The sequence below is a fragment of the Halomonas sp. KHS3 genome, from assembly GCF_000830495.1.
GTDB classification, from domain to species: Bacteria; Pseudomonadota; Gammaproteobacteria; order Pseudomonadales; family Halomonadaceae; genus Vreelandella; species Vreelandella titanicae.
Genome location: NZ_JWHY01000008.1, coordinates 48,539 through 70,362, shown reverse-complemented (window position 1 = coordinate 70,362; position 21,824 = coordinate 48,539). Strand labels below are relative to the sequence as shown.

Sequence of the window (21,824 nt, the reverse complement as noted above, 5' to 3'; positions counted from 1 at the left end):
GTGCCTCAAGAGTCGCTCTTCCCCACCATCAGGTCTGCCTGAATCACTTCGATCCAGTAGCCGTCCGGGTCTTTAACGAAGATAACATCTTTCATCTTGCCCTGATCGGAGCGTTTGACGAAGGTGACGTCATGCTCGTCGAACCACGCCTGGGCCGCTGCCAAATCCGGTACGTTGAAGCAGATATGCCCAAAGCCCTGGGGTTCGGCATTGCCATCGTGATAGGCGAAATCTTCCTGGTCTTCAGTCCCCCAGTTGTGGGTCAGCTCCAGCAGCCCTTTCTGGCTAAACGTCCAGGCGGTACGCGCTTGCGCATCGTCCGGAACGCTGTCGCTGGGTTCCAGGTTGGCCAGGAAGTAGAGCGAGAACTGCATCTCTTCGAAATCCAGCCGCCGCATCACCTGCATACCAAACACTTTTGAGTAGAACGCCAATGCCTGCTCAGGGTCTTTCACCCGCAGCATGGTGTGGTTTAAACGAAACCCTTGAGTTTGGGGCGGCGTAGCCACGACGCCGGGATGCTGCTCGCCTTGAAAACTCATTTTGCTCTCCTATCGCTGATGTTGATCATTGAATCCATTGAGCTTCACGTACCGCTTACCATGGGGGCTTTATGGCCATAATAACAGCCCTTACAAGCACGTAGGCAGTGTCGTATCGAGGTGCCGATAAGCGCACTGGCAATACTAAACAAAAACCCTACACTTATTCTTCATAAGCTTTACAAAAAGCAGTTCCCGCAACATGAGTGATGCCCCACCTTTGAGGCGTCCACAGGAGTTTTCCATGAGTGCGATCGATATGACGCTGGGTGACCACCTGACGCTAAAACAGCTTTCCAATGCGCTTCACAACGGTTTTTCGCCGATTGTTGAAGTCGAGTCGATGGATGGAATCTACAAAGTGCGTTTTCACCATGCTAACGGCGTGTCTGAGCTGAGCGATAACAAGGGCCACGTCAGTACTTTTCTGGGCACGGGCGAAATCCGCGATACCCTGGGCCAACTGGGCTTGACCCACGGCGTGCTAACCTTCGCCGACCAGTGTGGTGACGAGATGATTGGGGTCGAGGGTAAAGCGATGACACCTGATGAAATGCTTACCTACGGTACGCGTATTTCGTTTCGTTAGATTGCTATCGTCCGCATCCGGGGCTTTACAGGGCTACTTCAGGCAAGGATAGTAATCCCTCGACAGGGGCGCCCTCCGTTACGGTTGGGCTGAGAAGCACCCTTTGAACCTGAACCGGATAACACCGGCGTAGGGAGTCGTGGTAACGCTTACCACCTCCCTGCCGGGAGGATGCTATGACCCTACGCCCGCTTGGCGATTACCTTGAGACGCTGCGCTCATTGACACCGCTGGTTCACTGCATGACCAACTATGTGGCCATGAACAGCACTGCCAACCTGCTGTTAGCCACCGGCGCGTCGCCCGCCATGCTGCATGCGCCTGAAGAAGTGGCTGAATTCACGGCTATCTCCGCGGGGCTGTCGATTAATATCGGTACGATCTCTGCCCACTGGGCTGACGCTATGCTCACCGCCACAGCGACTGCCGATCAGCATGCCATTCCCTGGGTATTAGATCCCGTCGCCGTTGGCGCCACGCGCTATCGCCAAACGCTGTGCGCGAAGCTGCTGGCCGCTAAACCCAGCGTGATCCGTGGCAATGCGTCTGAAATTCTTGCCCTTAACGGTTTAGCTAGCCAAGGCCGCGGCGTGGACGCCACAGCCGCCACCGACCAAGCCGTGGACGCTGCAATAGCATTAGCGCAAAAACACGGCTGTATTGTCGCGATGACCGGTGAAAGCGACTGGGTGACGGACGGCACACAGCACTACCGCATTAACGGTGGCCATCCTTTGATGCCCCGCGTAACAACGCTTGGCTGTGGGCTGAGCGCGCTAGTGGCGGGATTTGTGGCTGCCAACCGCGACGCCCCACTGGGTGCAACGGCAGCCGCGCTGGCCTGCTTTGCGGTCACAGGGGAGCGTGCGGGAAGCCACGCCAACGGGCCTAGTAGTTTTCAAGTGGCACTACTGGATGCGCTGTATCAACTCACCCCTGACGACCTCACTACTTATGCCCAACTGGAGGCAATCCATGCCGCTTGATCTATCGCTCTACTTGGTCACCGATGCCACGCTCTGCCGAGAGCATGGTTTGGAACAAACGGTTGAGGCAGCGGTAAAAGGCGGCGTCACCATCGTGCAGTTGCGTGACAAGCATGCCAGCGACGAACAGATGATTGCCCAAGCCAAACGGTTAAAAGCGCTTCTGGCGGGCACCGGTGTCCCGCTGATCATTAACGACCGTTTGCAGGTGGCACTAGAAAGCCAGGCAGATGGCCTGCATGTCGGTCAGAGCGACGCTGCCGTTCAGCAAGCGCGCCGGGTGCTAGGTGATCAAGCGATTATCGGCCTGTCGATCAATACTATCGCCCAGCTGCAAGTCTCTCCGTTTGAGCTACTCGATTATGTCGGGATTGGCCCCGTGTTTGCCACCGAGAGCAAACAAGATCACGCCCAGCCCATCGGCTTTGGCGGTTTAGCGGCGCTGGTCAAGGCGTGCCCACTGCCCAGCGTGGCCATTGGTGGGCTGAAAGCGGATCATGCGATTAGCGTACAGCGCGCGGGAGCGAACGGTTTAGCGGTGATATCAGCCATTTGTGGCCAGCCCGACCCTTACCAGGCAGCGCGCGCTTTTCAGATTTTCCAAGCCGATTCGGCGTCATGAATCAGTTAGAGCATATCGTCGCTTTTGTGCGGGTAGCCGAGTTGGGTAGCTATACCCGTGCTGCTGAAGCGCTGGATATTTCCCGCACTCGCGTATCCCGCCAGGTCATGGCACTGGAAGAGACATTGGGCGCGCGACTGATACAGCGCACCACACGACGGCTACATCTCACTGAGGCCGGGGAGCGCTACCTGATACGCGCCCAAGGGGTACTGCAAGCGCTCGATGAGGCCGCCGCCGAGGTGGGCCAAGGTACCAGCGATGTGCGTGGGCGGCTGCGCGTTAATGGGCCGATGAGTTTTGGCACCCGCTACCTAGCGCCACTCGTCGCGCAATTTATGCACACTCACCCGGCGCTGGAAGTGCGCCTGGATTTGAACGACCGCCGTGTCGACCTGCTGGAAGAGGGTTACGACGTAGCGATCCGTATCGGCAGCCTGCCCGACTCCAGCCTGGTGGCGCGCCGACTGACGCGGTGCCGCCTACTGTTTTGCGCCTCGCCTGAATATCTTGCCAACCACGGTGAACCCGACAGCGTTCAAGCCCTTGCCAAGCACCACTGCCTACGCTACCGCAGCGGCCAACAGAGCGCTGACTGGAAGATTGCCACGCAGTCATTGACGGTCAATGGCCCACTGGAAAGCAATAACGGCGATGTACTCACCCACGCCGCGGAAGCTGGCCTGGGCATCGCTCAGCAGCCCAGCTTTCTGGTCACAGAGAGTATCGCCAGCGGGCATTTAGTGCCCATCTTAACTAATGAGCCAGCGGTACGGCTCGATGTTCACGCGCTCTACCCCGCCCGGCGCTACCTGCCCGCCAAGGTGGAGCGCTTCATCGACCTGCTCACCGAGGCATGGGGTGATCCGCCGATTTGGGAGCAAAACATTGGATTATCGCCAATAACGCAACAGTGATGTGCAAAATTCGCTGATTATCTCGATCTGATCCGGCTGTAAAGTAGCGTCATCAACCACTCGATGGAAGCTACTACGATGACAACGCATACTCACTCTGCCCCCTCTCTACAGCCCTCTGTACAGCACTCTTTACAACCCCAGGCCATCTCGCTACTGCGCGTCGCACTGGGTGTGATGGCCCTTGCTCACGGTTTGCTCAAGGTGTTTGTATTTACCCTACCGGGCACCGTCGGCTATTTTGAATCACTGGGTTTACCAGGGTTTCTGGCCTACTTGACCATTGCCGCGGAAGTGGGCGGTGGAGCCGCCCTGATTCTGGGTGTTTACACCCGCTGGGTGAGCCTGGCACTGGTGCCGGTACTGCTCGGCGCTGCTTGGGTGCATCTTGGCAACGGCTGGATGTTCTCAAATGCCGGCGGCGGTTGGGAATTCCCGGTGTTCTGGACGCTGGCGTTAATCGTGCAAGCGGGCCTGGGCAGCGGCCGCTGGGTGTTAAGCAACCGATTCGCCTAACACCTAAAACTATCGCCTAAAACTATCGCCTAACCCTATTGCCAGCGCTTGCTTACCGCCAGCGTTGGCCATGCTGCTGAGGAGACTCACTCATGTTACCTAGTCTGTTTATTTCCCATGGCTCGCCCATGCTGGCCCTCAATAAAACCCCGGCTCATGCCTTTCTACGCGAACTGGGCAGGCAGCTTTCGCCCAAGGCGGTGGTGGTAGTCTCAGCGCACTGGGAGAGCCTGGCGCTCAAGGTCAGCATCAGCGCCAAACCAGAAACCATTCACGACTTTGGCGGCTTCCCACAGGCGCTTTTCGAGTGCCAGTATCCTGCCCCGGGTGAGCCGGAACTGGCTGAACGGCTGGCCGTGTTACTGGGCGCCGAGCGGGTAGAGCGCGGCCTGGATCACGGCGCCTGGGTGCCCCTTTCACTGATGTTTCCTGACGCCAATGTGCCGGTTGTCTCGCTGTCGCTTCCGGTGCGCTGGAGCAATGCGGAGCTGGCCACGCTGGGCGAGCGCCTGTCGGCTCTGCGGGAAGAGGGGATTTTGGTGATCGGCTCGGGCAGCCTGACCCATAACCTGTATGAAATCATGCCCCAGGAGAGCCCTGTGCCCGCCTGGGTAGATGAATTTGCCACTTGGGTAAGCGAGCGCCTTATCGCCAATGATCGTGAAGCGCTGCTTAGCTGGGAGCGCGCACCCTATGCGCAGGAGAACCACCCGACCCCTGAACACTTTCAGCCATTGCTGGTGGCCATGGGGGCAGGAGGCGACGCAAAACAGCTGCACCACAGCGTAGAGCACGGTGTGCTTGCGATGGACGTTTATGCGTTTAGCTGATCGCTACCCCTAACGATTCAGGTTGTGCTGCTCTGGAAGGCTTGAGATCACGCATTAACAGCGCAAACTCAAGCTGTTCAGGGGTAATGCTGACCTTGGGAACGGGGATTCGCACGCGATGCCCAGAACCAGGTGCTGCGCTCTGCGCTTCACCTCGCAAGTTCTCGATATGCTCGAGCACGAAGCGGTGATTACCACCTGGCAGCATCAGCTCCATGCCATCCCCCACTTCAAAGCGATTTTTAACCTCGACTTCCAACCTGCCACGAGCCGGATCGAAATCCAGCACTTCACCGACGAACTGCTGGTGAACGCCGATGGAGTTCCCCTGCTCATAGCTTTGGTACTCACCGTGCACATGGCGTTGATAGAAGCCCTCGGTGTACCCTCTATTCGCCAGGTTCTCAAGTTCATCCATTAGCCGTTTATTGAAGGGGCGCCCAGCGACTGCGTCATCAATGGCTTGGCGATAGACTTGCGCTGTACGCGCAACGTAATAATGGGACTTGGTGCGCCCTTCAATCTTTAGTGACGCCACGCCCATTTGCGTCAGCCGAGCGACATGCTGCACCGCGCGCAGATCCTTGGAGTTCATGATGTAGGTGCCGTGTTCATCCTCATACACAGGCATCAGCTTGCCAGGGCGGGAAACATCTTCAATCAGCGCCGAAAGCTCGTCTGGGCTGCCGACCGCTGCACTGCCACTTCCTTGGGCGGCTATTAAGTCGCCCGTGTCATCCTGGGTCGCTGCTACGGTGTTGTATTTCCAGCGACACGCGTTGGTACAGGTGCCTTGATTAGGGTCGCGATGATTGAAATAACCCGACAGTAGGCAACGCCCTGAATAGGCGATACACAGTGCGCCGTGAACAAAGGTTTCGATCTCTAAGCCTGGGCACTGTTCGCGTATTTCGCCGATCTCTTCCAGTGATAGCTCCCTAGACAAAATGATGCGGCTGATACCCTGCCGCTGCCAGAATTGGGCGGCAGCCCAGTTGACGACGTTCGATTGCACCGAGAGGTGGATAGGTTGATCCGGCCAGCGATCACGAACCATCATAATCAAACCGGGATCCGACATAATCAGTGCATCGGGCCCTGCCTCGATCACCGGCGCCATATCCTGGAGGTAGGTTTTCAGTTTGCTGTTGTGAGGGGCAATGTTGGAGGCAACATAAAACTGCTTGCCTCGGGCATGGGCATACTCGATACCACGATGTAAGTTATCAATTTTAAAATCGTTGTTGCGCACCCGGAGAGAGTAGCGCGGCTGCCCCGCGTAAACCGCATCGGCCCCATAGGCAAAGGCGTAACGCATGTTCTTGAAGGTGCCCGCAGGGGAAAGTAGTTCGGGAGCTTGCTTCAGTCGTTCGGGGGCTTGCATAGACAGTCACCGTGATCAGGACGATGGCTCGCAGCGGACTGCGATGAAAGGCCAGGATTATAACCAGCCCAAATCCGCCGTTTTGGCAAGCTCACCGCTTCCGTGACCTAGATCAAAAAGTGGCGGTAGAGTGACGTCAGTTAAGCGGTAGGACGACGTTTAAGGGTTGTCCTACGGTCGTGATACGCCACCGCTAACCCGCTGCCCATTATCAAGGCGCTGCCTACCCAGACCCAGAGATCCGGCATTTCACCCCAGAACCACCAGCCCAGCAGTACCGCCCAGAGCATGGCGGTGTAATCAAACGGGGCGGCGATGGCCGCAGGAGCAAACCGAAAGGCCAAGGTGATGAAAGCGGTGGCCGCAACGCCCAATACTCCCGAGGCGAAAAAGCCTACCCAGTGCCACGGCTGGGGTGTCTGCCACACCCAGGGCAGCGTTAGCGCGGTCACCACCAGCGGCACACAGGTCATGTAAAACAGCATTGCCCAGAGGTGTTCGCGGGCGCCGTAGCGCCGGGCGGTAATCATCATCAGCGCATAGAATAGCGCCGCCCCCACCAATACCAGCGCGCCCATCTGAAACGCATCGCCGTTGGGCCGCACCACGATCAGCACCCCCGCAAACCCCACCAAGGATGCGATCAGCACCGGTGGATCAATGCGCTCACCCAACAATGGCACCGAAAGCAGGGTCACAAACAGCGGCGCCACAAAGGCAATCGCCGTGGCCTCCGCCAGGGGGAGCAGCGTTAGCCCCCATACGAAACAGACCATGGTGGCGGTATAAATCAATCCGCGCAGCAAATGGACACCCGGCCGTTTCGTACGCAGCTTGCGTAACCCACCGGCAAAATGGGCAAGCAGCGCAATCAGCGGTAGCGATACCAAGGCACGGAAGAAAATAATCTGCAGTGGCGAGTGCACTTCACCTAACCACTTGGAAACAGCGTCGCCTAGGGCGAGGAAAAGAACGCCCAAACACATGCAGAGTATGCCTTTCAGCGAGGTTGTCACCGCGATCTCCCTGTTCACTGGTCAATACAAAGTGCCAAAAAAGAAAAACCCCGCCAATTAGCCATTGGCGGGGKGATGACGCCCCCCCCCCCCTTACAAGCTGGCGTTAACGACCATACAGTCCATACCTTGGGAGTGCAGCTCACGGCACGCTTGGCGAGCGCGCTGCTCGTCCAATGCCATTAGCCGGGCGCGATAAACCGGGTTTTGGCCCTCTACCGTGTCTACAGCAATGCGTCCGCCTAAAGTCTGAGCAATCCGCTGAGCCGCCTGCTGCGCCAATTGCCGTGCCTGGGCTTCACGACTGAAAGCACCCACTTGCACCCCCCAGCCACCGCCCGTTTCAGTGACAGAAGCCATCTTGCGTTCACGCTCAATGAACGCTTGAAGTGGGTCGGGCTGTGGATCTTCGCTTGCCGGCGTGGGGCGCTGAATGGTGACGATATCGGCTAGCTGTTCTTCAAGATCGACAACCGGCGTTGAGGGGGTAGAGTTACTCGATGGTGACAATGTTGACGTTTCGACCACCGCCAGCAGGGGTTGGCGTGGCGCTGGCTGCTGTGGTGCCACCGGCTGAGCAGGGGGTGCAAAGGCCATAAATTCCCGCGAGAAGCTGGTGTCACCCATCCAGCTTTGCTGGTCGCGTAGCGACGCACGCAAGAAGCTACGATCCAGCAGATTGGCCATATGGGTATCCCGGGACTGGGATGAAAAACCACCCATGACGACGCCCACCAGCCGCCGATCACCGCGCACTGCGGTAGTGGCCACGTTAAAGCCAGAGGCGCGAATGAACCCCGTTTTTAGGCCATCGGCACCTGGGTAGTCACGCACCAATCGATTGTGGCTGGTGTGCCGGGTGCCGCGGTAGGTAAACTCTTGCAGGCCGAAGTAGTGGTAGTACTGGGGGAAGTCCTGCATCACGCGTACCGAAAGCGTGAGCATATCCCGCGCGGTGGTGATTTGGCCGTCATCCGGCAAGCCAGAGGCATTGCGAAAGGTGGTGGCATGCATGCCCAGCTCGCGTGCCTTGGTGGTCATCATTTGGGCAAAGTGGGCTTCGCTGCCGCCCAGGGCTTCGGCAACCACTGCGGCAACATCATTGGCAGAGCGAACCGCGAGTGCGCGAATAGCGGTATCCACCGGAATTGAGCTGCCCGCCGCCAGCCACAGTTTGACAGCAGGCTTGGCGGCAGCGTAATGGGAAACCGGCAAGGGTTGGTCCAAGCGCAGCGTACCCTCTTCTAACGCTTCAAAGGTTAGATAGAGCGTCATCATTTTGGTAAGCGACGCAGGATAGCGCTGATCGTCAATATTCTCGGCGTAAAGCACTTCGCCATTATCCAGATCAACGACAATACCCGCATAGCGCGGGTTGTCGGCATGCGCAGTAGTGACCATCGCAAGTATGAGCAGCATTAGCATACTCAAAAACCCTATCGCCGACGCTCCCCCGGCAGCGCTTTTTATCCTCGCATACATACCTGCCCCTTGCTTGTTATCAATGCGCTAGTTCGAATCGCTGTTTAACCAACCTGCCGCTGCTTAACTACCATGCCACACTCAAGCTACAACACAAGGCTTGCCCAAGCGGCACGCGACGCTTACTCAATTTAATAATAGGCCGAGTATAGGGTATTAGTACGAAGAATAGACGCCGTTAAGTGTAGAAAACAGAAGATAAATGCGCCCATAAAAAAAACCGACCACTGAGGGTCGGTTTTCATTCGCTACCAAAGAGGCCTGGCGCAGAGGATTACTCTTCTGCAGCGGCTTCTTCAACAACCGGACGGTCAACTAGTTCAACGAACGCCATAGGCGCGTTGTCGCCGGTGCGGAAACCGCACTTGAGAATACGGACGTAACCGCCCGGACGCTCGGCATAACGCGGACCCAATTCGTTGAACAGTTTGCCGACGGCTTCTTTAGAGCGCGTGCGGGCAAACGCCAAACGACGGTTTGCAACGCTATCCTGCTTAGACAAGGTGATCAGCGGCTCGATTACGCGACGCAGCTCCTTGGCTTTCGGCAGGGTTGTCTTAATGACTTCATGTTCGACCAGCGAGACAGACATGTTCTTGAACATGGCCTGACGATGCGAGCTGGTGCGATTCAGATGACGACCACTCTTACGATGACGCATGGTTGTAATTCCTTACCAAACTGGGACTCAAGTCGACGCTCACGCGGAGGCTTTGTCGTCCTTCAGGCTTGCCGGTGGCCAATTTTCCAACCGCATGCCAAGGGACAAGCCGCGAGCCGCCAATACATCTTTGATTTCATTCAAAGACTTTTTACCGAGGTTCGGTGTCTTCAACAGCTCAACTTCTGTGCGCTGGATAAGATCACCGATGTAGTAAATATTCTCGGCTTTTAGGCAGTTCGCGCTACGAACGGTCAACTCAAGATCGTCTACGGGGCGCAATAGAATTGGATCGACATGATCCTCTTCCTCTTCGACTTCCTGTTCTTTATCAGCTTCCAGGTCGACGAAGGCGGCCAGCTGCTCTTGCAGGATGGTCGCACTGCGACGGATAGCCTCTTCCGGATCCAGGGTACCGTCGGTTTCCAGATCGATAATTAGCTTATCGAGGTCGGTGCGCTGCTCGACACGAGCGGCCTCAACCGAGTAGGAAACACGGCGGACAGGGCTGAAGGTGGCATCCAGCTGCAGGCGGCCAATGGCACGTGACTCTTCATCAGAGCCGCGCGCGTCAGCCGGTTCGTAGCCACGACCCAGCGCTACCTTAAGCTGAATTTTCAGCTCGGCACCTTCATTGACATGAGCAATGACGTGGTCCGGGTTGACGATTTCGACGCTATGATCAAGCGCAATGTCGCCAGCGGTGACGACGGCTGGGCCCTGCTTGTTCAGCGTGAGCACCGCCTCATCGCGGCTGTGCATCTTGATCGCAACATCTTTCAAGTTCAGGAGGATTTCAATGACATCTTCCTGCACCCCTTCAAGCGCACTGTATTCATGCTCGACGCCGGCGATTTCAGCCTCTACCACGGCACAGCCGGGCATGGACGAAAGCAGAATGCGACGTAGTGCATTCCCCAGGGTGTGACCAAAGCCACGCTCGAACGGTTCGAGCACGATTTTGGCGTGATGTGCGCTGATTTCTTCGACCTTGATGTCGCGAGGACGGAGAAACTCTGTCACTGAACGCTGCATATGAACACCTTTCAGGCTGCCAAACGGATACTTGGTACTCGGTAAGATCTGGCGCGGGCGTTAAACCGGCACCAGATTGACAAGAAACAGAAAACTGCTTACTTGGAGTACAGCTCGACGATCAGGTTTTCGTTGATGTCGGCAGACAGGTCACCGCGTTCAGGCAGAGCCTTGAAAGTGCCTTCCATCTTCTTGGCGTCGATTTCGATCCAAGCGATATCGCCACGGTTGGCCGCAATGGACAACGCGCTTTGAATACGTGCTTGGTTTTTCGCCTTTTCGCGAATGGAAACAACGTCACCCGGCTTCACTTGATAGGAAGCAACGTTAACGGTGCGGCCGTTCACGGAAATCGCTTTGTGGCTGACCAGCTGACGCGCTTCAGAGCGAGTCGAGCCGAAGCCCATGCGGTAGACGACATTATCCAGTCGGGATTCGAGCAACTGCAACAATACTTCACCGGTCGCACCTTTCAGGCGAGCGGCTTCTTTGTAGTAGTTACGGAACTGTTTTTCGAGTACGCCATACATGCGACGTACTTTTTGCTTCTCGCGAAGCTGCAAGCCGTAGTCTGAAAGACGCTGACGACGCTGGCCGTGTACACCCGGGATCTGCTCGGATTTACACTTTTTCTCGAAGGGAGTAACACCACTCTTCAAAAAGAGGTCGGTGCCTTCACGACGAGACAGTTTGCACTTCGGTCCAATATAACGAGCCATGAATCTGTCTCCTTAAACGCGGCGTTTCTTAGGCGGACGGCAGCCATTATGGGGAATGGGCGTCGCGTCTACGATGCTTTGCACGCGGAAGCCGGCGGCATTCAGTGCGCGCACGGCGGATTCACGACCGGGACCTGGGCCTTTAACCAGTACATCTACGTTTTTCACACCATACTCGGCTGCAGCAGTTGCTGCACGTTCGCTTGCCACTTGAGCAGCGAACGGGGTGCTCTTGCGAGAACCACGAAAACCCGAACCACCGGCAGTCGCCCAAGAAAGAGCGTTGCCCTGGCGGTCTGTGATCGTCACGATCGTGTTGTTAAAAGAGGCATGGATATGCGCAATCGCATCCACTACCTGCTTTTTAACCTTTTTACGGTTACTACGCGGGTTAGCCATGTTGATGTCTATTCCTGTCTTTACGCCAGAACGTGCGTGTTATTTGCGGATCGGCTTACGCGGGCCCTTACGGGTGCGCGCGTTAGTCTTAGTCCGCTGACCACGCAGCGGAAGACTACGACGATGACGCAGACCACGGTAGCAGCCTAAGTCCATGAGACGCTTAATGTTAAGCGTGACATCACGACGAAGGTCGCCTTCTACGGTGTACTTGCCAACTTCAGAACGCAGGGTGTCGACTTCTTCAGAAGACAGATCCTGGATCTTGGCAGTAGGCGCGATACCGGCTGCAGCACAGATGTGCTCAGCACGGGTACGGCCAATCCCGAAGATATAGGTCAGCGAGATCGCCGCATGCTTGTTGTCCGGGATATTGACGCCTGCAATACGGGCCATCAGCTTACTCCGAAATTTGAGCGGCTTGCTCGTTTATTCATCTACAAAAGGCGCAACAGCATACCCCATCATTTGCCCTAAGGCAAGGGGTATGCTGGCACCCGCTTAATACAACCCAGGCTATTAACCCTGGCGTTGTTTGTGCCGTGGCTCGCTGCAGATGACGCGGACAGCGCCATTGCGACGAATGATCTTGCAGTTACGGCACATTTTCTTTACGGAAGCTCGAACTTTCATCGATCTTTCTCCAAAAACCGGCTCGCGGCGCGCCCTCTCTAACTAAATAGGGGTGGACGGCGCCTCAGCGCATGATACCGCCGCTACCGTAGCCTTTCAGGTTGGACTTCTTCATCACTGAGTCATACTGATGCGACATGAGATGCGACTGCACCTGGGCCATGAAGTCCATGATGACCACGACTACGATTAACAACGAGGTACCGCCGAAGAAAAACGGCACGTTCCACGCCACAATCAAGAACTGGGGCATCAAGGAAACCGCAGTGATATACAAGGCACCGAACAGGGTCAAACGTGTCATGACCTTGTCGATATAGCGAGCGGTCTGCTCGCCGGGGCGAATGCCCGGCAGGAAAGCGCCTGACTTTTTAAGATTGTCAGCCACATCCTTGGGGTTGAAGACCAGCGCTGTGTAAAAGAAGCAGAAGAATACCACTGCCGCCGCGAAAAGCAAGATGTAAAGCGGTTGACCTGGGCCTAATGCCTGAGATGCACGCTGCAACCACTCCATACCTTCACCGGCACCTACCCACTGACCAATAGAGGCCGGGAAAAGCAGGATACTGGAGGCAAAAATCGCCGGAATAACACCGGCCATGTTGACCTTCAAAGGCAGGTAGCTACTTTGCCCTGCATACATCTTATTGCCCACTTGTCGCCGAGGATAATTAACTTTGAGACGGCGTTGGCCGCGCTCAATGAAAACCACAAAGGCGACAGTCGCAATACCTAACACTGACAGCGCTAACAGCGGCAGAACATTCCAGGCCCCTTCATTACGGGCAAGCTCGAAGGCTTGGCCCACGGCACTGGGCAGTCCAGCGACAATACCGGCGAAGATCAGCAGCGAAATACCGTTGCCGATGCCCTTCTCGGTAATCTGCTCACCTAGCCACATCATAAACACCGCGCCCGATACAAACGTAATCACGGCGGTGAAATAGAAGCTGAAGTCAGCACTGTACGCGATGCCTTGGCTAGCCAGACCGACGGACATGCCGGTAGCCTGGACAAACGCCAGTATCACCGTGCCGTAGCGGGTGTACTGGCTAATCTTGCGGCGGCCAGCCTCACCCTCTTTCTTGAGCTGCTCAAGATGAGGGGAGACCGCAGTCATGAGCTGCATGATAATCGACGCCGATATATAGGGCATTATACCCAGGGCGAGAACACTCATGCGCTCCAGGGCGCCACCAGAGAACATGTTAAACATGCCCAGAATGGTGCCCTGTTGCTCCCTAAACAAGGCAGCAAGCTGGTCAGGATTGATACCGGGAACGGGAATGTGGGCACCAATACGGTACACCACGATGGCGAGGAGCACGAAGCGCAAACGCGCCCACAGTTCACTCAGACCGCTGCCCATCGCCGGCATTTTTCCTGACTTGGCCATTTAGTCCTCTACCTTGCCGCCAGCGGCTTCGATCGCTTCACGGGCACCTTTGGTGACCTTGATTCCGCGAACGGTAACCGCCGTTTTCAGTTCGCCAGAAAGGATGATCTTCGCGTGTAGCGTAGAGTCCTTTAGCACGTTGGCTTCTTTCAAAGATGCCAGGGTGACTTCGCCACCGGCAACTTTAGCAAGCTCAGCCAGGCGTACTTCTTCAGAGACCAGAGATTTTGCAGACGTAAAGCCGAATTTCGGCAAACGACGCTGCAAAGGCATCTGACCGCCTTCGAAACCGGGCTTAACACTGCCGCCACTACGTGACTTCTGACCTTTGTGACCACGGCCACCGGTCTTACCAAGACCGGAACCGATGCCACGACCAACGCGCTTTGCAGCGTGTTTGGAGCCCGGAGCCGGGCTTAGGTTATTGAGTTTCATGGATTACTCTCCCTCAACGCGCACAAGGTAGTTCACCTTGTGGATCATGCCGCGTACGGCAGGGGTGTCTTCCAGTTCAACCGTATGACCGATGCGACGCAGGCCCAAGCCTTTCATAGTAGCCTTGTGCTTGGGCATAATGCCGATGGTGCTGCGGATCTGGGTAACCTTGATCGTTGCTGCCATGGTGCCTTACCCCGTGATCGCTTCGACAGACAGACCGCGCTTGGCGGCCACGTCTTCCGGTGCTTGCATGGAGGAGAGACCTTTAACAGTCGCTCGTACCACGTTAACCGGGTTGGTGGAACCGTAGCACTTGGCCAGTACGTCGTGGACACCGGCGAGCTCTAATACAGAGCGCATGGCGCCACCGGCGATGATACCGGTACCTTCGGAAGCCGGCTGCATGTACACCTTGGAAGCACCGTGACGGGCTTTGACCGGGTACTGCAGCGTATGGCCAGCAAGGTTCACCTTGACCATGTTGCGACGAGCTTGATCCATCGCTTTCTGGATTGCGACAGGCACTTCACGCGCCTTGCCACGACCGAAACCGACACGACCTTTACCATCACCAACGACGGTCAGTGCGGTGAAGCCGAAAATACGACCACCCTTGACCACCTTGGCGACGCGGTTGACCTGCACTAACTTCTCTTGCAGATCACCGCTTTGCTGTTCGTTCTTCGCCATCGTAAAACCCTTTAGAATTCCAGGCCGCCTTCACGTGCGGCGTCGGCCAGCGCCTTGACGCGGCCGTGATACTTAAAGCCAGCACGGTCGAAGGCCACCTGGGTGATGCCTGCTTCTTTAGCGCGTTCAGCAATCAGAGCACCCACTTTAGAGGCCGCATCTGAGTTGCCGGTCGCACCCTCGCGCAGTACTTTGTCCAGCGTAGAAGCACTGGCTAGCACTTTGCCACCATCCGGCGAGATAATCTGCGCATAGATGTGACGCGGGGTACGGTTGACGCACAGGCGATACACGCCCAGCTCGCGGATCTTTGCGCGAGCGCGGCGGGCACGACGGAGACGAGATTCTTTCTTCGCGTTCATAACCCTGCCTTACTTCTTCTTGGCTTCTTTGCGACGCACCTGCTCGTCGGCGTACCGAACACCCTTGCCTTTATACGGCTCAGGGGGACGGAAGGCGCGGATTTCCGCGGCGCACTGGCCGAGCATCTGCTTATCCGCGCTTTTCAGCACGATAACGGTGTTCTTCGGCGTTTCCGCTGAGACACCTTTAGGCAGTTCATAGTCGACCGGGTGCGAGAAGCCCAGTGAAAGATTGAGCGTCTGGCCCTTAGCTTGGGCACGATAACCGACGCCAACAATTTCGAGAGTTCTTGTGAAACCCTCGGATACGCCCGTTACCAGGTTCTGAACTAAGGCGCGGGTAGTACCGGCCATGGCCCAGCTCTTGGCAGACTCACTCGGGGCGAAGGTCAGCTGGCCATCTTCTTGACCGACCACTACATCAGAGTGGATGGTCATAGATAGCGTGCCCTGGCCGCCTTTGGCGGTCAGCTGGTCAGCATTGATTTTAATCTCAACGCCGGCAGGCACTTTAACCGGATATTTCGCTATGCGGGACATTCCAGCCTCCTAGAATACGGTGCAGATGACTTCGCCACCGACACCCGCTTGGCGCGCGGCACGATCGGTCATGACACCATTGGATGTGGTGACAATCGCGATACCCAGGCCATCGGCAACCTTAGGCAAGTTATCCTTGCCCATGTAGCGGCGCAGGGACGGCTTGGAAACCCGCTGAATGTGCTCAATGACCGGCTTACCCTCAAAGTACTTGAGAGTTACGGTTAGCTCGGGCTTAGCGCCCTCCGCTACCGCAAAGTCGGCAATGTAGCCTTCTTCCTTTAGCACTCGGGCCACTTGCACTTTCAACTTGGAGGACGGCATGGTAGCCGTCTCCTTGGTGGCCATCTGCGCATTGCGGATACGTGTAAACATATCCGCCAGAGTGTCTTGCATGCTCATTTAATGTGCGCTCCTGATAATTCTACGTGGCGTTACCAACTGGATTTTTTCAACCCAGGAACGTCGCCACGCATGGCGGCTTCACGCAGCTTGTTACGGCCAAGGCCGAACTTGTTGTAAAAACCGTGCGGACGACCGGTGATACGGCAGCGGTTACGCTGACGCACCGGGCTTGAGTCGCGCGGCAGTTGCTGCAGCTTCAGCGTCGCCTCGAAGCGGTCTTCCTCAGACGTGTTCACGTCTGAGATGATCTTCTTGAGTTCAGCGCGCTTGGTCGCATACTTCGCGACCAGCTGAGTACGCTTAAGCTCACGCTCTACCATACTTTTCTTAGCCATGATCTCGCCCCTATTTCTTGAACGGGAAGTTCAGTGCGGTTAGTAGCGCACGACCTTCCTCGTCGGTTTTGGCGGTCGTAGTGATAGTGACGTCCAACCCCCGGATGCGATCGATTTTATCATACTCGATCTCCGGGAAGATGATCTGCTCACGCACACCCATGGAGTAGTTACCACGACCGTCGAAAGACTTCGGGTTGAGACCACGGAAGTCACGCACGCGGGGAATCGCGATGTAAACCAAACGGTCCAAGAAGTCCCACATACGCTCAGCGCGCAGAGTTACCTTGATGCCGATTGGCCAACCTTCGCGCACCTTGAAGCCCGCGATGGACTTACGTGCCTTGGTCACCAACGGTTTTTGACCAGAGAGTTTCTCTAGATCGCCGATGGCATTGTCAATCAACTTTTTATCGTTGACTGCTTCGCCGATACCCATGTTCAGAGTCACTTTCGTGATCCGGGGTACCTGCATAACGTTGGCATAGCTGAACTCTTCTTTGAGTTGAGCTGCTACCTCGTTTTGATAACGTTCTTTCAAGTTCGCCATTGTGCTACCCGACTCGCGTTAGGCGTCGATCTGCGTCTGCGTCGACTTGTAGATACGTACCTTGGTACCGTCTTCCTTCACTTGGAAGCCGACGCGATCCGCCTTACCGGTCTCCGAATTGAAGATGGCTACGTTGGACGCGTGAATCGGAGCCTCACGCTCGACGATACCGCCCTGATTACCCGCCATGGGATTTGGCTTGGTGTGACGTTTAATCATGTTCACACCGGACACCAAAAAGCGGTTTTCTAATACCCGCTTAACGGTGCCACGCTTGCCTTTATCCTTCCCGGCGATGACGATGACTTCATCGTCACGTTTGATCTTTTGCATATCCGCCTCGCTCCTTACAGCACTTCAGGCGCTAAGGAAATGATCTTCATGAACTTTTCATTACGAAGTTCACGAGTCACCGGCCCAAAAATACGGGTACCGATGGGCTGTTCGTTGGTGTTATTCAACAAAACTGCCGCATTTCCATCGAAACGGATGAGCGAACCGTCGGGACGACGGACGCCACTACGGGTCCGGACCACGACCGCTTTTAGCACCTGGCCTTTTTTGACCTTGCCACGCGGAATCGCTTCCTTAACCGTGACCTTGATGATATCACCAACGCGAGCGTAACGACGATGTGAACCGCCTAACACCTTGATGCACTGCACCCGGCGCGCTCCGCTGTTGTCGGCGACATCCAGCATTGTCTGAGTCTGAATCATCGGTTTTCTCCAAACCTAATCTGACTGCACTGATTGACAGGCCTTGGGATTAACCCTTGGCGTGTTCAACCACCTCGACCAGCGTCCAGGCTTTCTTCTTGGAAAGCGGACGGCACTCCTGAATGGAAACCGTATCGCCTGCCTTAGCCTGGTTCGCCTCATCATGGGCGTGCAGCTTGGTGGAGCGCTTAACGTATTTTCCGTAGATCGGGTGACGCTCGCGCCGCTCGATCATGACGACGATGGACTTGTCCATCTTATCGCTCACCACTTTACCGGTGAGCGTACGCTTTGTGTTTTCTTCGGCCATCTCAATCACCTGCCTTCTCGTTGAGCAAAGTCTTAACGCGGGCGATATCCCGGCGGACCTGCTTGAGCAGATGAGTCTGGCTCAGTTGGCCAGTGGCCTTCTGCATGCGCAGGTTAAACTGCTCGCGGAGGAGTTCGAGGAGTTGCTCCTGGAGCTCTCCTGCGGACTTTTCACGAATTTCCTGGGCTTTCATCACATCACCGTCCGTTTCGCAAAGGTGGTGGATAAGGGCATTTTCTGTGCGGCAAGCTCAAACGCTTCACGAGCGAGCTCTTCCGACACGCCTTCAATTTCATACAGGACCCGACCCGGTTGGATCTGGGCAACCCAGTACTCAACAGAACCTTTACCTTTACCCATACGAACTTCGAGCGGCTTCTTGGAGATCGGCTTATCAGGGAAGACGCGGATCCAGATTTTACCGCCACGCTTTACGTGACGTGTGATCGCACGACGGCCTGCTTCGATCTGACGCGCAGTGATGCGGCCGCGACCAGTAGCTTTAAGGCCGTATTCCCCGAAGCTGATCTTGCTTCCGCGATGCGCCAGGCCACGGTTGCGGCCTTTCATCATCTTGCGGAATTTCATACGCTTGGGCTGTAACATCGACTCGCTCTCCCCTTACCTGGAACCTTTCTTCTTGGGCGCGTTGCCGGCAGGCTGTTGTTTAGCCTTGGCACGTACTTCCTCGATACCGCCGAGGATTTCACCCTTGAAGATCCACACTTTGACGCCGATAACGCCATAGGTGGTGTGAGCTTCGTAAGTGGCGTAGTCGATATCCGCACGCAACGTGTGCAGCGGAACGCGACCTTCGCGGTACCATTCGGTACGTGCGATTTCAGCGCCACCAAGACGACCTGACAGCTGAATCTTGATGCCACCAGCGCCAAGACGCATTGCGTTCTGTACCGCGCGCTTCATAGCACGACGGAACATGACGCGACGCTCAAGCTGACCCGCTACGTTAGCAGCGACTAGCTTGGCATCCAGCTCCGGCTTGCGAACTTCTTCGATGTTCACATGCACGGGAACGCCCATCATCTGAGTGAGATCGCGACGCAGACGGTCGACATCTTCACCTTTCTTACCAATCACGATACCCGGACGGGCAGTGTGAATGGTGATGCGGGCATTGTTCGCCGGACGCTCGATGTGGATGCGGCTAACAGAGGCGCTTTTAAGACGCTCTTCCAGGAAGCTACGCACTTCGAGATCGTTATTGAGCTTATCGGCGTAAGCGCCGCGCTCAGCATACCAGACAGAAGCATGGTCTTTGACGATGCCCAGTCGAATGCCTGTTGGATTGACTTTCTGACCCATCGGTCGACTCCTACTTCTCGGCTACCTTGACGGTGATGTGGCACGTGCGCTTCAAGATACGATCCGCACGCCCCTTGGCACGCGGCTTGATACGCTTGAGCGTCATGCCCTCATCGACGCAGATGGTCGAGACACGCAGCTCGTCAATATCCATGCCGTTATTTTCTTCCGCGTTTGCAATCGCGGATTGCAGCACCTTCTTAACCAGCTTGGCAGCCTTCTTCGGTGAGAAGGTCAGCAGGTCGAGTGCCTCGGCGACAGGTTTACCGCGCACCTGGTCAGCCACCAAACGGGCCTTCTGGGCGGATAAACGAGCGCCAAGCAGCTTAGCTGTGACTTCCATCTCTCAATCCTCTCTGGCTTACCGTTTGGCTTTTTTATCCGCCGCATGCCCGCGATAAGTGCGAGTAGCAGCGAATTCGCCCAATTTGTGGCCAACCATTTCCTCGGAGACGTGCACCGGGACGTGTTGGCGACCGTTATGGACCGCGATAGTGAGGCCTACCATATTGGGCAGGATCATAGAACGACGCGACCAAGTCTTGATCGGTTTGCGATCGTTCTTCTCCACTGCAACCTCTACCTTCTTCAAAAGATGAAGGTCAATGAAGGGACCTTTCTTTAGTGAACGTGGCACAGCCGTTACCTCTTAATGTCTTGGCAATGTAGATCAACGCGTCTTATTACGACGACGAATGATCAGCTTGTCGGTGCGCTTGTTCTTACGCGTCTTGTGACCCTTAGTCGGCACACCCCATGGGGATACCGGGTGACGACCACCACTGGTGCGGCCTTCGCCACCACCGTGCGGGTGATCGACTGGGTTCATCGCGACACCGCGAACAGTCGGACGCACACCTCTCCAGCGCTTCGCACCGGCCTTGCCAAGTTGACGCAGGCTGTGCTCTGAGTTGCTCACTTCACCCAAGGTCGCGCGGCACTCGGCCAACACTTTACGCATTTCGCCAGAGCGAAGACGCAGGGTGGCATAGTTACCTTCACGAGCAACCAGCTGGGCGCTTGTACCGGCACTGCGAGCAATCTGCGCGCCTTTACCCGGCTTGAGTTCGATGCAGTGCACCGTAGAACCCAACGGGACGTTGCGCAGCGGCAAGGCATTGCCTTTCTTGATTGACGCGTTAACACCAGATTCCAGCACGTCACCCGCGCTGACACCTTTCGGTGCAATGATGTAACGACGCTCACCATCGGCATACTTCAGCAGCGCAATGTGCGCACTGCGGTTAGGATCGTGCTCAAGACGCTCAACGGTGGCAGGAATGCCATCCTTGGTGCGTTTGAAATCGATCAACCGATAGTGGTGACGATGACCACCGCCCACGTGGCGGGTGGTGATACGACCGTAGTTGTTACGGCCGCCGGACTTGGACTGTTTTTCTAAAAGCGGTGCATAGGCACGGCCTTTAAACAGTTCCTCGCCAACGATCTTGACGACGTGGCGACGACCGGCGGAAGTGGGTTTGGTCTTGACGATTGCCATTATCCGTACTCCTGCCCTTATTCGGCGCCAGAGAAGTCTTCGAGCGTTTCACCCGCAGCCAGGGTCACATACGCTTTGCGATAACCCTTACGCAGGCCAACGCCGTTCGCAGTACGTTTTGTTTTACCCTTCATGTTCAGTACCTGAACACTACCGACCTTTTTGCCGAAAAGTGCTTCAACGGCCTTTTTGATCTCGGGCTTGGTAGCATCAGATGCCACCTTGAAAACGTACTGGTTGCGCTCGGCTGCCATTGCGGCCTTTTCGGTCACGTGCGGCCCAAGCAGAACCTTAAATACGCGTTCCTGGTTCATGCCAGCTTCTCCTCGAATTTACGCAGGGCGGAGACGGTAATCAGCACCTTATCAAAGGCTACCAGGCTTACCGGGTCAGCTGCCGCGACATCCACCACGTCAACGTGGGGAAGGTTGCGTGCGGCCAAATAGAGCTTTTCGTCAACTTCTTCAGTGACGATCAACACTTTTTCAAGGTTGAGCTCTTTTAGCTTGGCAGCTACCTGCTTGGTCTTAGGCGCATCGACGACGAACTCTTCAATCGCGACTAAACGCTCTTGACGTACCAGCTCTGACAAGATGGAGCGCATCGCTGCACGGTACATCTTGCGGTTAACCTTCTGGGTGTAGTCTTGCGGACGCGCCGCGAAGGTTACGCCACCACTACGCCATAGCGGAGAGCGGATGGTACCGGCACGTGCACGACCGGTGCCTTTCTGACGCCACGGCTTTTTACCACCGCCACGAACGTCGGAACGACTCTTTTGTGCGCGGGTTCCCTGACGACCAGCCGCCAAATAGGCAGTGACAACCTGGTGAACGAGCGCTTCGTTGAATTCTTTGCCAAAAGTGGCGTCGGCTACTTCAACGGTACCCGCGCCTGCAGCAAGATTCAGATTCATTGGTAATT

General features: G+C 56.1%; 36 protein-coding genes and 1 riboswitch. Of the genes, 6 read left to right on the top strand and 30 right to left on the bottom strand.

Annotation, left to right across the window (positions count from 1 at the left end):
- Nucleotides 1-5 precede the first annotated feature (5 nt).
- Nucleotides 6-542, bottom strand: a complete 537-nt coding sequence (gloA, locus tag RO22_RS17420) for a lactoylglutathione lyase (RefSeq protein ID WP_009288132.1) — start codon at nt 540-542, stop codon at nt 6-8.
- Nucleotides 543-786: 244 nt separating this feature from the next.
- Here gloA and RO22_RS17415 point away from each other — a divergent pair, with 244 nt between their 5' ends.
- From RO22_RS17415 to RO22_RS17390, 6 genes are all read left to right on the top strand, one after another.
- Nucleotides 787-1,131 (top strand): hypothetical protein, encoded by a 345-nt coding sequence (locus RO22_RS17415; RefSeq protein WP_022520854.1) that lies wholly within the window; start codon nt 787-789, stop codon nt 1,129-1,131.
- Between the two features lie 54 nt (nt 1,132-1,185).
- Nucleotides 1,186-1,284: riboswitch (TPP riboswitch) on the top strand.
- A 23-nt stretch (nt 1,285-1,307) separates the two neighbouring features.
- Entirely contained in the window at nt 1,308-2,117 is an 810-nt protein-coding gene (gene thiM / locus RO22_RS17410; protein WP_039860211.1) for a hydroxyethylthiazole kinase, read from the top strand.
- A complete protein-coding gene (thiE, locus tag RO22_RS17405) occupies nt 2,107-2,739 on the top strand; it encodes a thiamine phosphate synthase (protein ID WP_039860212.1) in 633 nt (210 codons plus the stop codon). Before thiM ends, thiE begins: the two co-directional genes overlap by 11 nt.
- Nucleotides 2,736-3,656 carry a LysR family transcriptional regulator gene (locus RO22_RS17400; RefSeq protein ID WP_039860214.1) on the top strand — a complete coding sequence of 307 codons (921 nt, stop codon included), beginning with the start codon at nt 2,736-2,738 and terminating at the stop codon, nt 3,654-3,656. The genes thiE and RO22_RS17400 overlap by 4 nt, the downstream gene beginning before the upstream one ends.
- A gap of 78 nt (nt 3,657-3,734) precedes the next feature.
- Entirely contained in the window at nt 3,735-4,172 is a 438-nt protein-coding gene (locus RO22_RS17395; protein ID WP_051052153.1) for a DoxX family protein, read from the top strand.
- Between the two features lie 92 nt (nt 4,173-4,264).
- Nucleotides 4,265-5,002, top strand: a complete 738-nt coding sequence (locus RO22_RS17390) for a DODA-type extradiol aromatic ring-opening family dioxygenase (RefSeq protein ID WP_009288134.1) — start codon at nt 4,265-4,267, stop codon at nt 5,000-5,002.
- Here the strand turns inward: RO22_RS17390 and yegQ are convergent.
- The 29 genes from yegQ to rplD form a co-directional block, all read right to left on the bottom strand.
- Complete coding sequence (gene yegQ / locus RO22_RS17385) at nt 4,995-6,386, bottom strand: tRNA 5-hydroxyuridine modification protein YegQ (protein WP_009288135.1); 1,392 nt, start codon at nt 6,384-6,386, stop codon at nt 4,995-4,997. The two genes, RO22_RS17390 and yegQ, sit on opposite strands and share 8 nt — an antisense overlap.
- 140 nt (nt 6,387-6,526) lie before the next feature.
- Complete coding sequence (locus RO22_RS17380; RefSeq protein WP_027958798.1) at nt 6,527-7,402, bottom strand: DMT family transporter; 876 nt, start codon at nt 7,400-7,402, stop codon at nt 6,527-6,529.
- A gap of 93 nt (nt 7,403-7,495) precedes the next feature.
- Nucleotides 7,496-8,827: a D-alanyl-D-alanine carboxypeptidase family protein gene (locus tag RO22_RS17375; protein WP_039860215.1), complete on the bottom strand. Its 1,332-nt coding sequence runs from the start codon at nt 8,825-8,827 to the stop codon at nt 7,496-7,498.
- A 331-nt stretch (nt 8,828-9,158) separates the two neighbouring features.
- Entirely contained in the window at nt 9,159-9,545 is a 387-nt protein-coding gene (rplQ, locus tag RO22_RS17370) for a 50S ribosomal protein L17 (RefSeq protein WP_008959150.1), read from the bottom strand.
- A 39-nt stretch (nt 9,546-9,584) separates the two neighbouring features.
- Nucleotides 9,585-10,580: a DNA-directed RNA polymerase subunit alpha gene (locus tag RO22_RS17365; protein ID WP_009288137.1), complete on the bottom strand. Its 996-nt coding sequence runs from the start codon at nt 10,578-10,580 to the stop codon at nt 9,585-9,587.
- A gap of 98 nt (nt 10,581-10,678) precedes the next feature.
- Nucleotides 10,679-11,299, bottom strand: a complete 621-nt coding sequence (rpsD, locus tag RO22_RS17360) for a 30S ribosomal protein S4 (RefSeq protein ID WP_008959152.1) — start codon at nt 11,297-11,299, stop codon at nt 10,679-10,681.
- 12 nt (nt 11,300-11,311) lie between these two features.
- Nucleotides 11,312-11,698: a 30S ribosomal protein S11 gene (gene rpsK / locus RO22_RS17355; protein ID WP_007111985.1), complete on the bottom strand. Its 387-nt coding sequence runs from the start codon at nt 11,696-11,698 to the stop codon at nt 11,312-11,314.
- Nucleotides 11,699-11,737: 39 nt separating this feature from the next.
- Nucleotides 11,738-12,094, bottom strand: a complete 357-nt coding sequence (rpsM, locus tag RO22_RS17350) for a 30S ribosomal protein S13 (RefSeq protein ID WP_022520863.1) — start codon at nt 12,092-12,094, stop codon at nt 11,738-11,740.
- A 123-nt stretch (nt 12,095-12,217) separates the two neighbouring features.
- Entirely contained in the window at nt 12,218-12,331 is a 114-nt protein-coding gene (rpmJ, locus tag RO22_RS24240; protein WP_008959154.1) for a 50S ribosomal protein L36, read from the bottom strand.
- Nucleotides 12,332-12,395: 64 nt separating this feature from the next.
- Complete coding sequence (secY, locus tag RO22_RS17345; RefSeq protein WP_008959155.1) at nt 12,396-13,727, bottom strand: preprotein translocase subunit SecY; 1,332 nt, start codon at nt 13,725-13,727, stop codon at nt 12,396-12,398.
- Entirely contained in the window at nt 13,728-14,162 is a 435-nt protein-coding gene (gene rplO, locus RO22_RS17340; RefSeq protein WP_009288138.1) for a 50S ribosomal protein L15, read from the bottom strand.
- Between the two features lie 3 nt (nt 14,163-14,165).
- Nucleotides 14,166-14,348, bottom strand: a complete 183-nt coding sequence (gene rpmD, locus RO22_RS17335) for a 50S ribosomal protein L30 (protein WP_022520864.1) — start codon at nt 14,346-14,348, stop codon at nt 14,166-14,168.
- Between the two features lie 6 nt (nt 14,349-14,354).
- Nucleotides 14,355-14,855, bottom strand: a complete 501-nt coding sequence (gene rpsE, locus RO22_RS17330) for a 30S ribosomal protein S5 (RefSeq protein ID WP_007111990.1) — start codon at nt 14,853-14,855, stop codon at nt 14,355-14,357.
- 11 nt (nt 14,856-14,866) lie between these two features.
- Nucleotides 14,867-15,217, bottom strand: a complete 351-nt coding sequence (gene rplR / locus RO22_RS17325; protein WP_022520865.1) for a 50S ribosomal protein L18 — start codon at nt 15,215-15,217, stop codon at nt 14,867-14,869.
- Between the two features lie 9 nt (nt 15,218-15,226).
- A complete protein-coding gene (gene rplF / locus RO22_RS17320) occupies nt 15,227-15,757 on the bottom strand; it encodes a 50S ribosomal protein L6 (protein WP_009288139.1) in 531 nt (176 codons plus the stop codon).
- Nucleotides 15,758-15,766: 9 nt separating this feature from the next.
- Nucleotides 15,767-16,159, bottom strand: a complete 393-nt coding sequence (gene rpsH / locus RO22_RS17315; protein WP_007111993.1) for a 30S ribosomal protein S8 — start codon at nt 16,157-16,159, stop codon at nt 15,767-15,769.
- A 32-nt stretch (nt 16,160-16,191) separates the two neighbouring features.
- The gene (rpsN, locus tag RO22_RS17310; RefSeq protein ID WP_022520866.1) at nt 16,192-16,497 is read right to left on the bottom strand and encodes a 30S ribosomal protein S14; all 306 of its coding nucleotides are present in this window, start codon (nt 16,495-16,497) and stop codon (nt 16,192-16,194) included.
- A gap of 10 nt (nt 16,498-16,507) precedes the next feature.
- Nucleotides 16,508-17,047, bottom strand: coding sequence for a 50S ribosomal protein L5 (rplE, locus tag RO22_RS17305; RefSeq protein WP_007111995.1), 540 nt, complete (start codon nt 17,045-17,047; stop codon nt 16,508-16,510).
- A gap of 18 nt (nt 17,048-17,065) precedes the next feature.
- A complete protein-coding gene (gene rplX, locus RO22_RS17300; protein WP_007111996.1) occupies nt 17,066-17,380 on the bottom strand; it encodes a 50S ribosomal protein L24 in 315 nt (104 codons plus the stop codon).
- Between the two features lie 14 nt (nt 17,381-17,394).
- Complete coding sequence (gene rplN, locus RO22_RS17295; protein WP_008959163.1) at nt 17,395-17,766, bottom strand: 50S ribosomal protein L14; 372 nt, start codon at nt 17,764-17,766, stop codon at nt 17,395-17,397.
- Between the two features lie 49 nt (nt 17,767-17,815).
- Nucleotides 17,816-18,076, bottom strand: a complete 261-nt coding sequence (gene rpsQ, locus RO22_RS17290; RefSeq protein ID WP_007111998.1) for a 30S ribosomal protein S17 — start codon at nt 18,074-18,076, stop codon at nt 17,816-17,818.
- A 1-nt stretch (nt 18,077) separates the two neighbouring features.
- Nucleotides 18,078-18,269: a 50S ribosomal protein L29 gene (gene rpmC, locus RO22_RS17285; protein WP_007111999.1), complete on the bottom strand. Its 192-nt coding sequence runs from the start codon at nt 18,267-18,269 to the stop codon at nt 18,078-18,080.
- Nucleotides 18,269-18,682, bottom strand: a complete 414-nt coding sequence (gene rplP / locus RO22_RS17280; protein ID WP_007112000.1) for a 50S ribosomal protein L16 — start codon at nt 18,680-18,682, stop codon at nt 18,269-18,271. Before rplP ends, rpmC begins: the two co-directional genes overlap by 1 nt.
- A 15-nt stretch (nt 18,683-18,697) precedes the next feature.
- Nucleotides 18,698-19,399, bottom strand: coding sequence for a 30S ribosomal protein S3 (gene rpsC / locus RO22_RS17275; protein WP_009288141.1), 702 nt, complete (start codon nt 19,397-19,399; stop codon nt 18,698-18,700).
- 10 nt (nt 19,400-19,409) lie between these two features.
- Nucleotides 19,410-19,742 (bottom strand): 50S ribosomal protein L22, encoded by a 333-nt coding sequence (gene rplV / locus RO22_RS17270; protein WP_007112002.1) that lies wholly within the window; start codon nt 19,740-19,742, stop codon nt 19,410-19,412.
- Between the two features lie 18 nt (nt 19,743-19,760).
- Nucleotides 19,761-20,036 carry a 30S ribosomal protein S19 gene (gene rpsS / locus RO22_RS17265; RefSeq protein WP_013330996.1) on the bottom strand — a complete coding sequence of 92 codons (276 nt, stop codon included), beginning with the start codon at nt 20,034-20,036 and terminating at the stop codon, nt 19,761-19,763.
- A gap of 33 nt (nt 20,037-20,069) precedes the next feature.
- On the bottom strand, nt 20,070-20,900 hold the full coding sequence (rplB, locus tag RO22_RS17260; RefSeq protein WP_008959166.1) for a 50S ribosomal protein L2: 831 nt from the start codon (nt 20,898-20,900) through the stop codon (nt 20,070-20,072).
- A gap of 17 nt (nt 20,901-20,917) precedes the next feature.
- Entirely contained in the window at nt 20,918-21,214 is a 297-nt protein-coding gene (gene rplW, locus RO22_RS17255; RefSeq protein WP_008959167.1) for a 50S ribosomal protein L23, read from the bottom strand.
- Nucleotides 21,211-21,816 (bottom strand): 50S ribosomal protein L4, encoded by a 606-nt coding sequence (gene rplD / locus RO22_RS17250; RefSeq protein ID WP_007112005.1) that lies wholly within the window; start codon nt 21,814-21,816, stop codon nt 21,211-21,213. The genes rplW and rplD overlap by 4 nt, the downstream gene beginning before the upstream one ends.
- Nucleotides 21,817-21,824 lie beyond the last annotated feature (8 nt).

Bases quoted from the DNA above. Each gene is read 5' to 3' on its own strand.
- rplX (WP_007111996.1), bottom strand. From the start codon at position 17,380: ATGCAAAAGATCAAACGTGACGATGAAGTCATCGTCATCGCCGGGAAG.
- rpsM (WP_022520863.1), bottom strand. From the start codon at position 12,094: ATGGCCCGTATTGCAGGCGTCAATATCCCGGACAACAAGCATGCGGCG.
- rpsC (WP_009288141.1), bottom strand. From the start codon at position 19,399: ATGGGTCAGAAAGTCAATCCAACAGGCATTCGACTGGGCATCGTCAAA.
- gloA (WP_009288132.1), bottom strand. From the start codon at position 542: ATGAGTTTTCAAGGCGAGCAGCATCCCGGCGTCGTGGCTACGCCGCCC.
- RO22_RS17390 (WP_009288134.1), top strand. From the start codon at position 4,265: ATGTTACCTAGTCTGTTTATTTCCCATGGCTCGCCCATGCTGGCCCTC.
- rplQ (WP_008959150.1), bottom strand. From the start codon at position 9,545: ATGCGTCATCGTAAGAGTGGTCGTCATCTGAATCGCACCAGCTCGCAT.
- rplO (WP_009288138.1), bottom strand. From the start codon at position 14,162: ATGAAACTCAATAACCTAAGCCCGGCTCCGGGCTCCAAACACGCTGCA.
- RO22_RS17395 (WP_051052153.1), top strand. From the start codon at position 3,735: ATGACAACGCATACTCACTCTGCCCCCTCTCTACAGCCCTCTGTACAG.
- RO22_RS17400 (WP_039860214.1), top strand. From the start codon at position 2,736: ATGAATCAGTTAGAGCATATCGTCGCTTTTGTGCGGGTAGCCGAGTTG.
- rplE (WP_007111995.1), bottom strand. From the start codon at position 17,047: ATGGCGAACTTGAAAGAACGTTATCAAAACGAGGTAGCAGCTCAACTC.
- rplV (WP_007112002.1), bottom strand. From the start codon at position 19,742: ATGGAAGTCACAGCTAAGCTGCTTGGCGCTCGTTTATCCGCCCAGAAG.
- RO22_RS17415 (WP_022520854.1), top strand. From the start codon at position 787: ATGAGTGCGATCGATATGACGCTGGGTGACCACCTGACGCTAAAACAG.
- rpmJ (WP_008959154.1), bottom strand. From the start codon at position 12,331: ATGAAAGTTCGAGCTTCCGTAAAGAAAATGTGCCGTAACTGCAAGATC.
- rplF (WP_009288139.1), bottom strand. From the start codon at position 15,757: ATGTCCCGCATAGCGAAATATCCGGTTAAAGTGCCTGCCGGCGTTGAG.
- secY (WP_008959155.1), bottom strand. From the start codon at position 13,727: ATGGCCAAGTCAGGAAAAATGCCGGCGATGGGCAGCGGTCTGAGTGAA.
- rpsE (WP_007111990.1), bottom strand. From the start codon at position 14,855: ATGGCGAAGAACGAACAGCAAAGCGGTGATCTGCAAGAGAAGTTAGTG.
- RO22_RS17365 (WP_009288137.1), bottom strand. From the start codon at position 10,580: ATGCAGCGTTCAGTGACAGAGTTTCTCCGTCCTCGCGACATCAAGGTC.
- rplD (WP_007112005.1), bottom strand. From the start codon at position 21,816: ATGAATCTGAATCTTGCTGCAGGCGCGGGTACCGTTGAAGTAGCCGAC.
- rpmD (WP_022520864.1), bottom strand. From the start codon at position 14,348: ATGGCAGCAACGATCAAGGTTACCCAGATCCGCAGCACCATCGGCATT.
- rpmC (WP_007111999.1), bottom strand. From the start codon at position 18,269: ATGAAAGCCCAGGAAATTCGTGAAAAGTCCGCAGGAGAGCTCCAGGAG.
- thiM (WP_039860211.1), top strand. From the start codon at position 1,308: ATGACCCTACGCCCGCTTGGCGATTACCTTGAGACGCTGCGCTCATTG.
- rpsK (WP_007111985.1), bottom strand. From the start codon at position 11,698: ATGGCTAACCCGCGTAGTAACCGTAAAAAGGTTAAAAAGCAGGTAGTG.
- rplB (WP_008959166.1), bottom strand. From the start codon at position 20,900: ATGGCAATCGTCAAGACCAAACCCACTTCCGCCGGTCGTCGCCACGTC.
- yegQ (WP_009288135.1), bottom strand. From the start codon at position 6,386: ATGCAAGCCCCCGAACGACTGAAGCAAGCTCCCGAACTACTTTCCCCT.
- thiE (WP_039860212.1), top strand. From the start codon at position 2,107: ATGCCGCTTGATCTATCGCTCTACTTGGTCACCGATGCCACGCTCTGC.
- rplN (WP_008959163.1), bottom strand. From the start codon at position 17,766: ATGATTCAGACTCAGACAATGCTGGATGTCGCCGACAACAGCGGAGCG.
- rpsH (WP_007111993.1), bottom strand. From the start codon at position 16,159: ATGAGCATGCAAGACACTCTGGCGGATATGTTTACACGTATCCGCAAT.
- rplR (WP_022520865.1), bottom strand. From the start codon at position 15,217: ATGAACGCGAAGAAAGAATCTCGTCTCCGTCGTGCCCGCCGCGCTCGC.
- rplW (WP_008959167.1), bottom strand. From the start codon at position 21,214: ATGAACCAGGAACGCGTATTTAAGGTTCTGCTTGGGCCGCACGTGACC.
- RO22_RS17375 (WP_039860215.1), bottom strand. From the start codon at position 8,827: ATGCTAATGCTGCTCATACTTGCGATGGTCACTACTGCGCATGCCGAC.
- rpsN (WP_022520866.1), bottom strand. From the start codon at position 16,497: ATGGCTAAGAAAAGTATGGTAGAGCGTGAGCTTAAGCGTACTCAGCTG.
- rplP (WP_007112000.1), bottom strand. From the start codon at position 18,682: ATGTTACAGCCCAAGCGTATGAAATTCCGCAAGATGATGAAAGGCCGC.
- rpsD (WP_008959152.1), bottom strand. From the start codon at position 11,299: ATGGCTCGTTATATTGGACCGAAGTGCAAACTGTCTCGTCGTGAAGGC.
- rpsQ (WP_007111998.1), bottom strand. From the start codon at position 18,076: ATGGCCGAAGAAAACACAAAGCGTACGCTCACCGGTAAAGTGGTGAGC.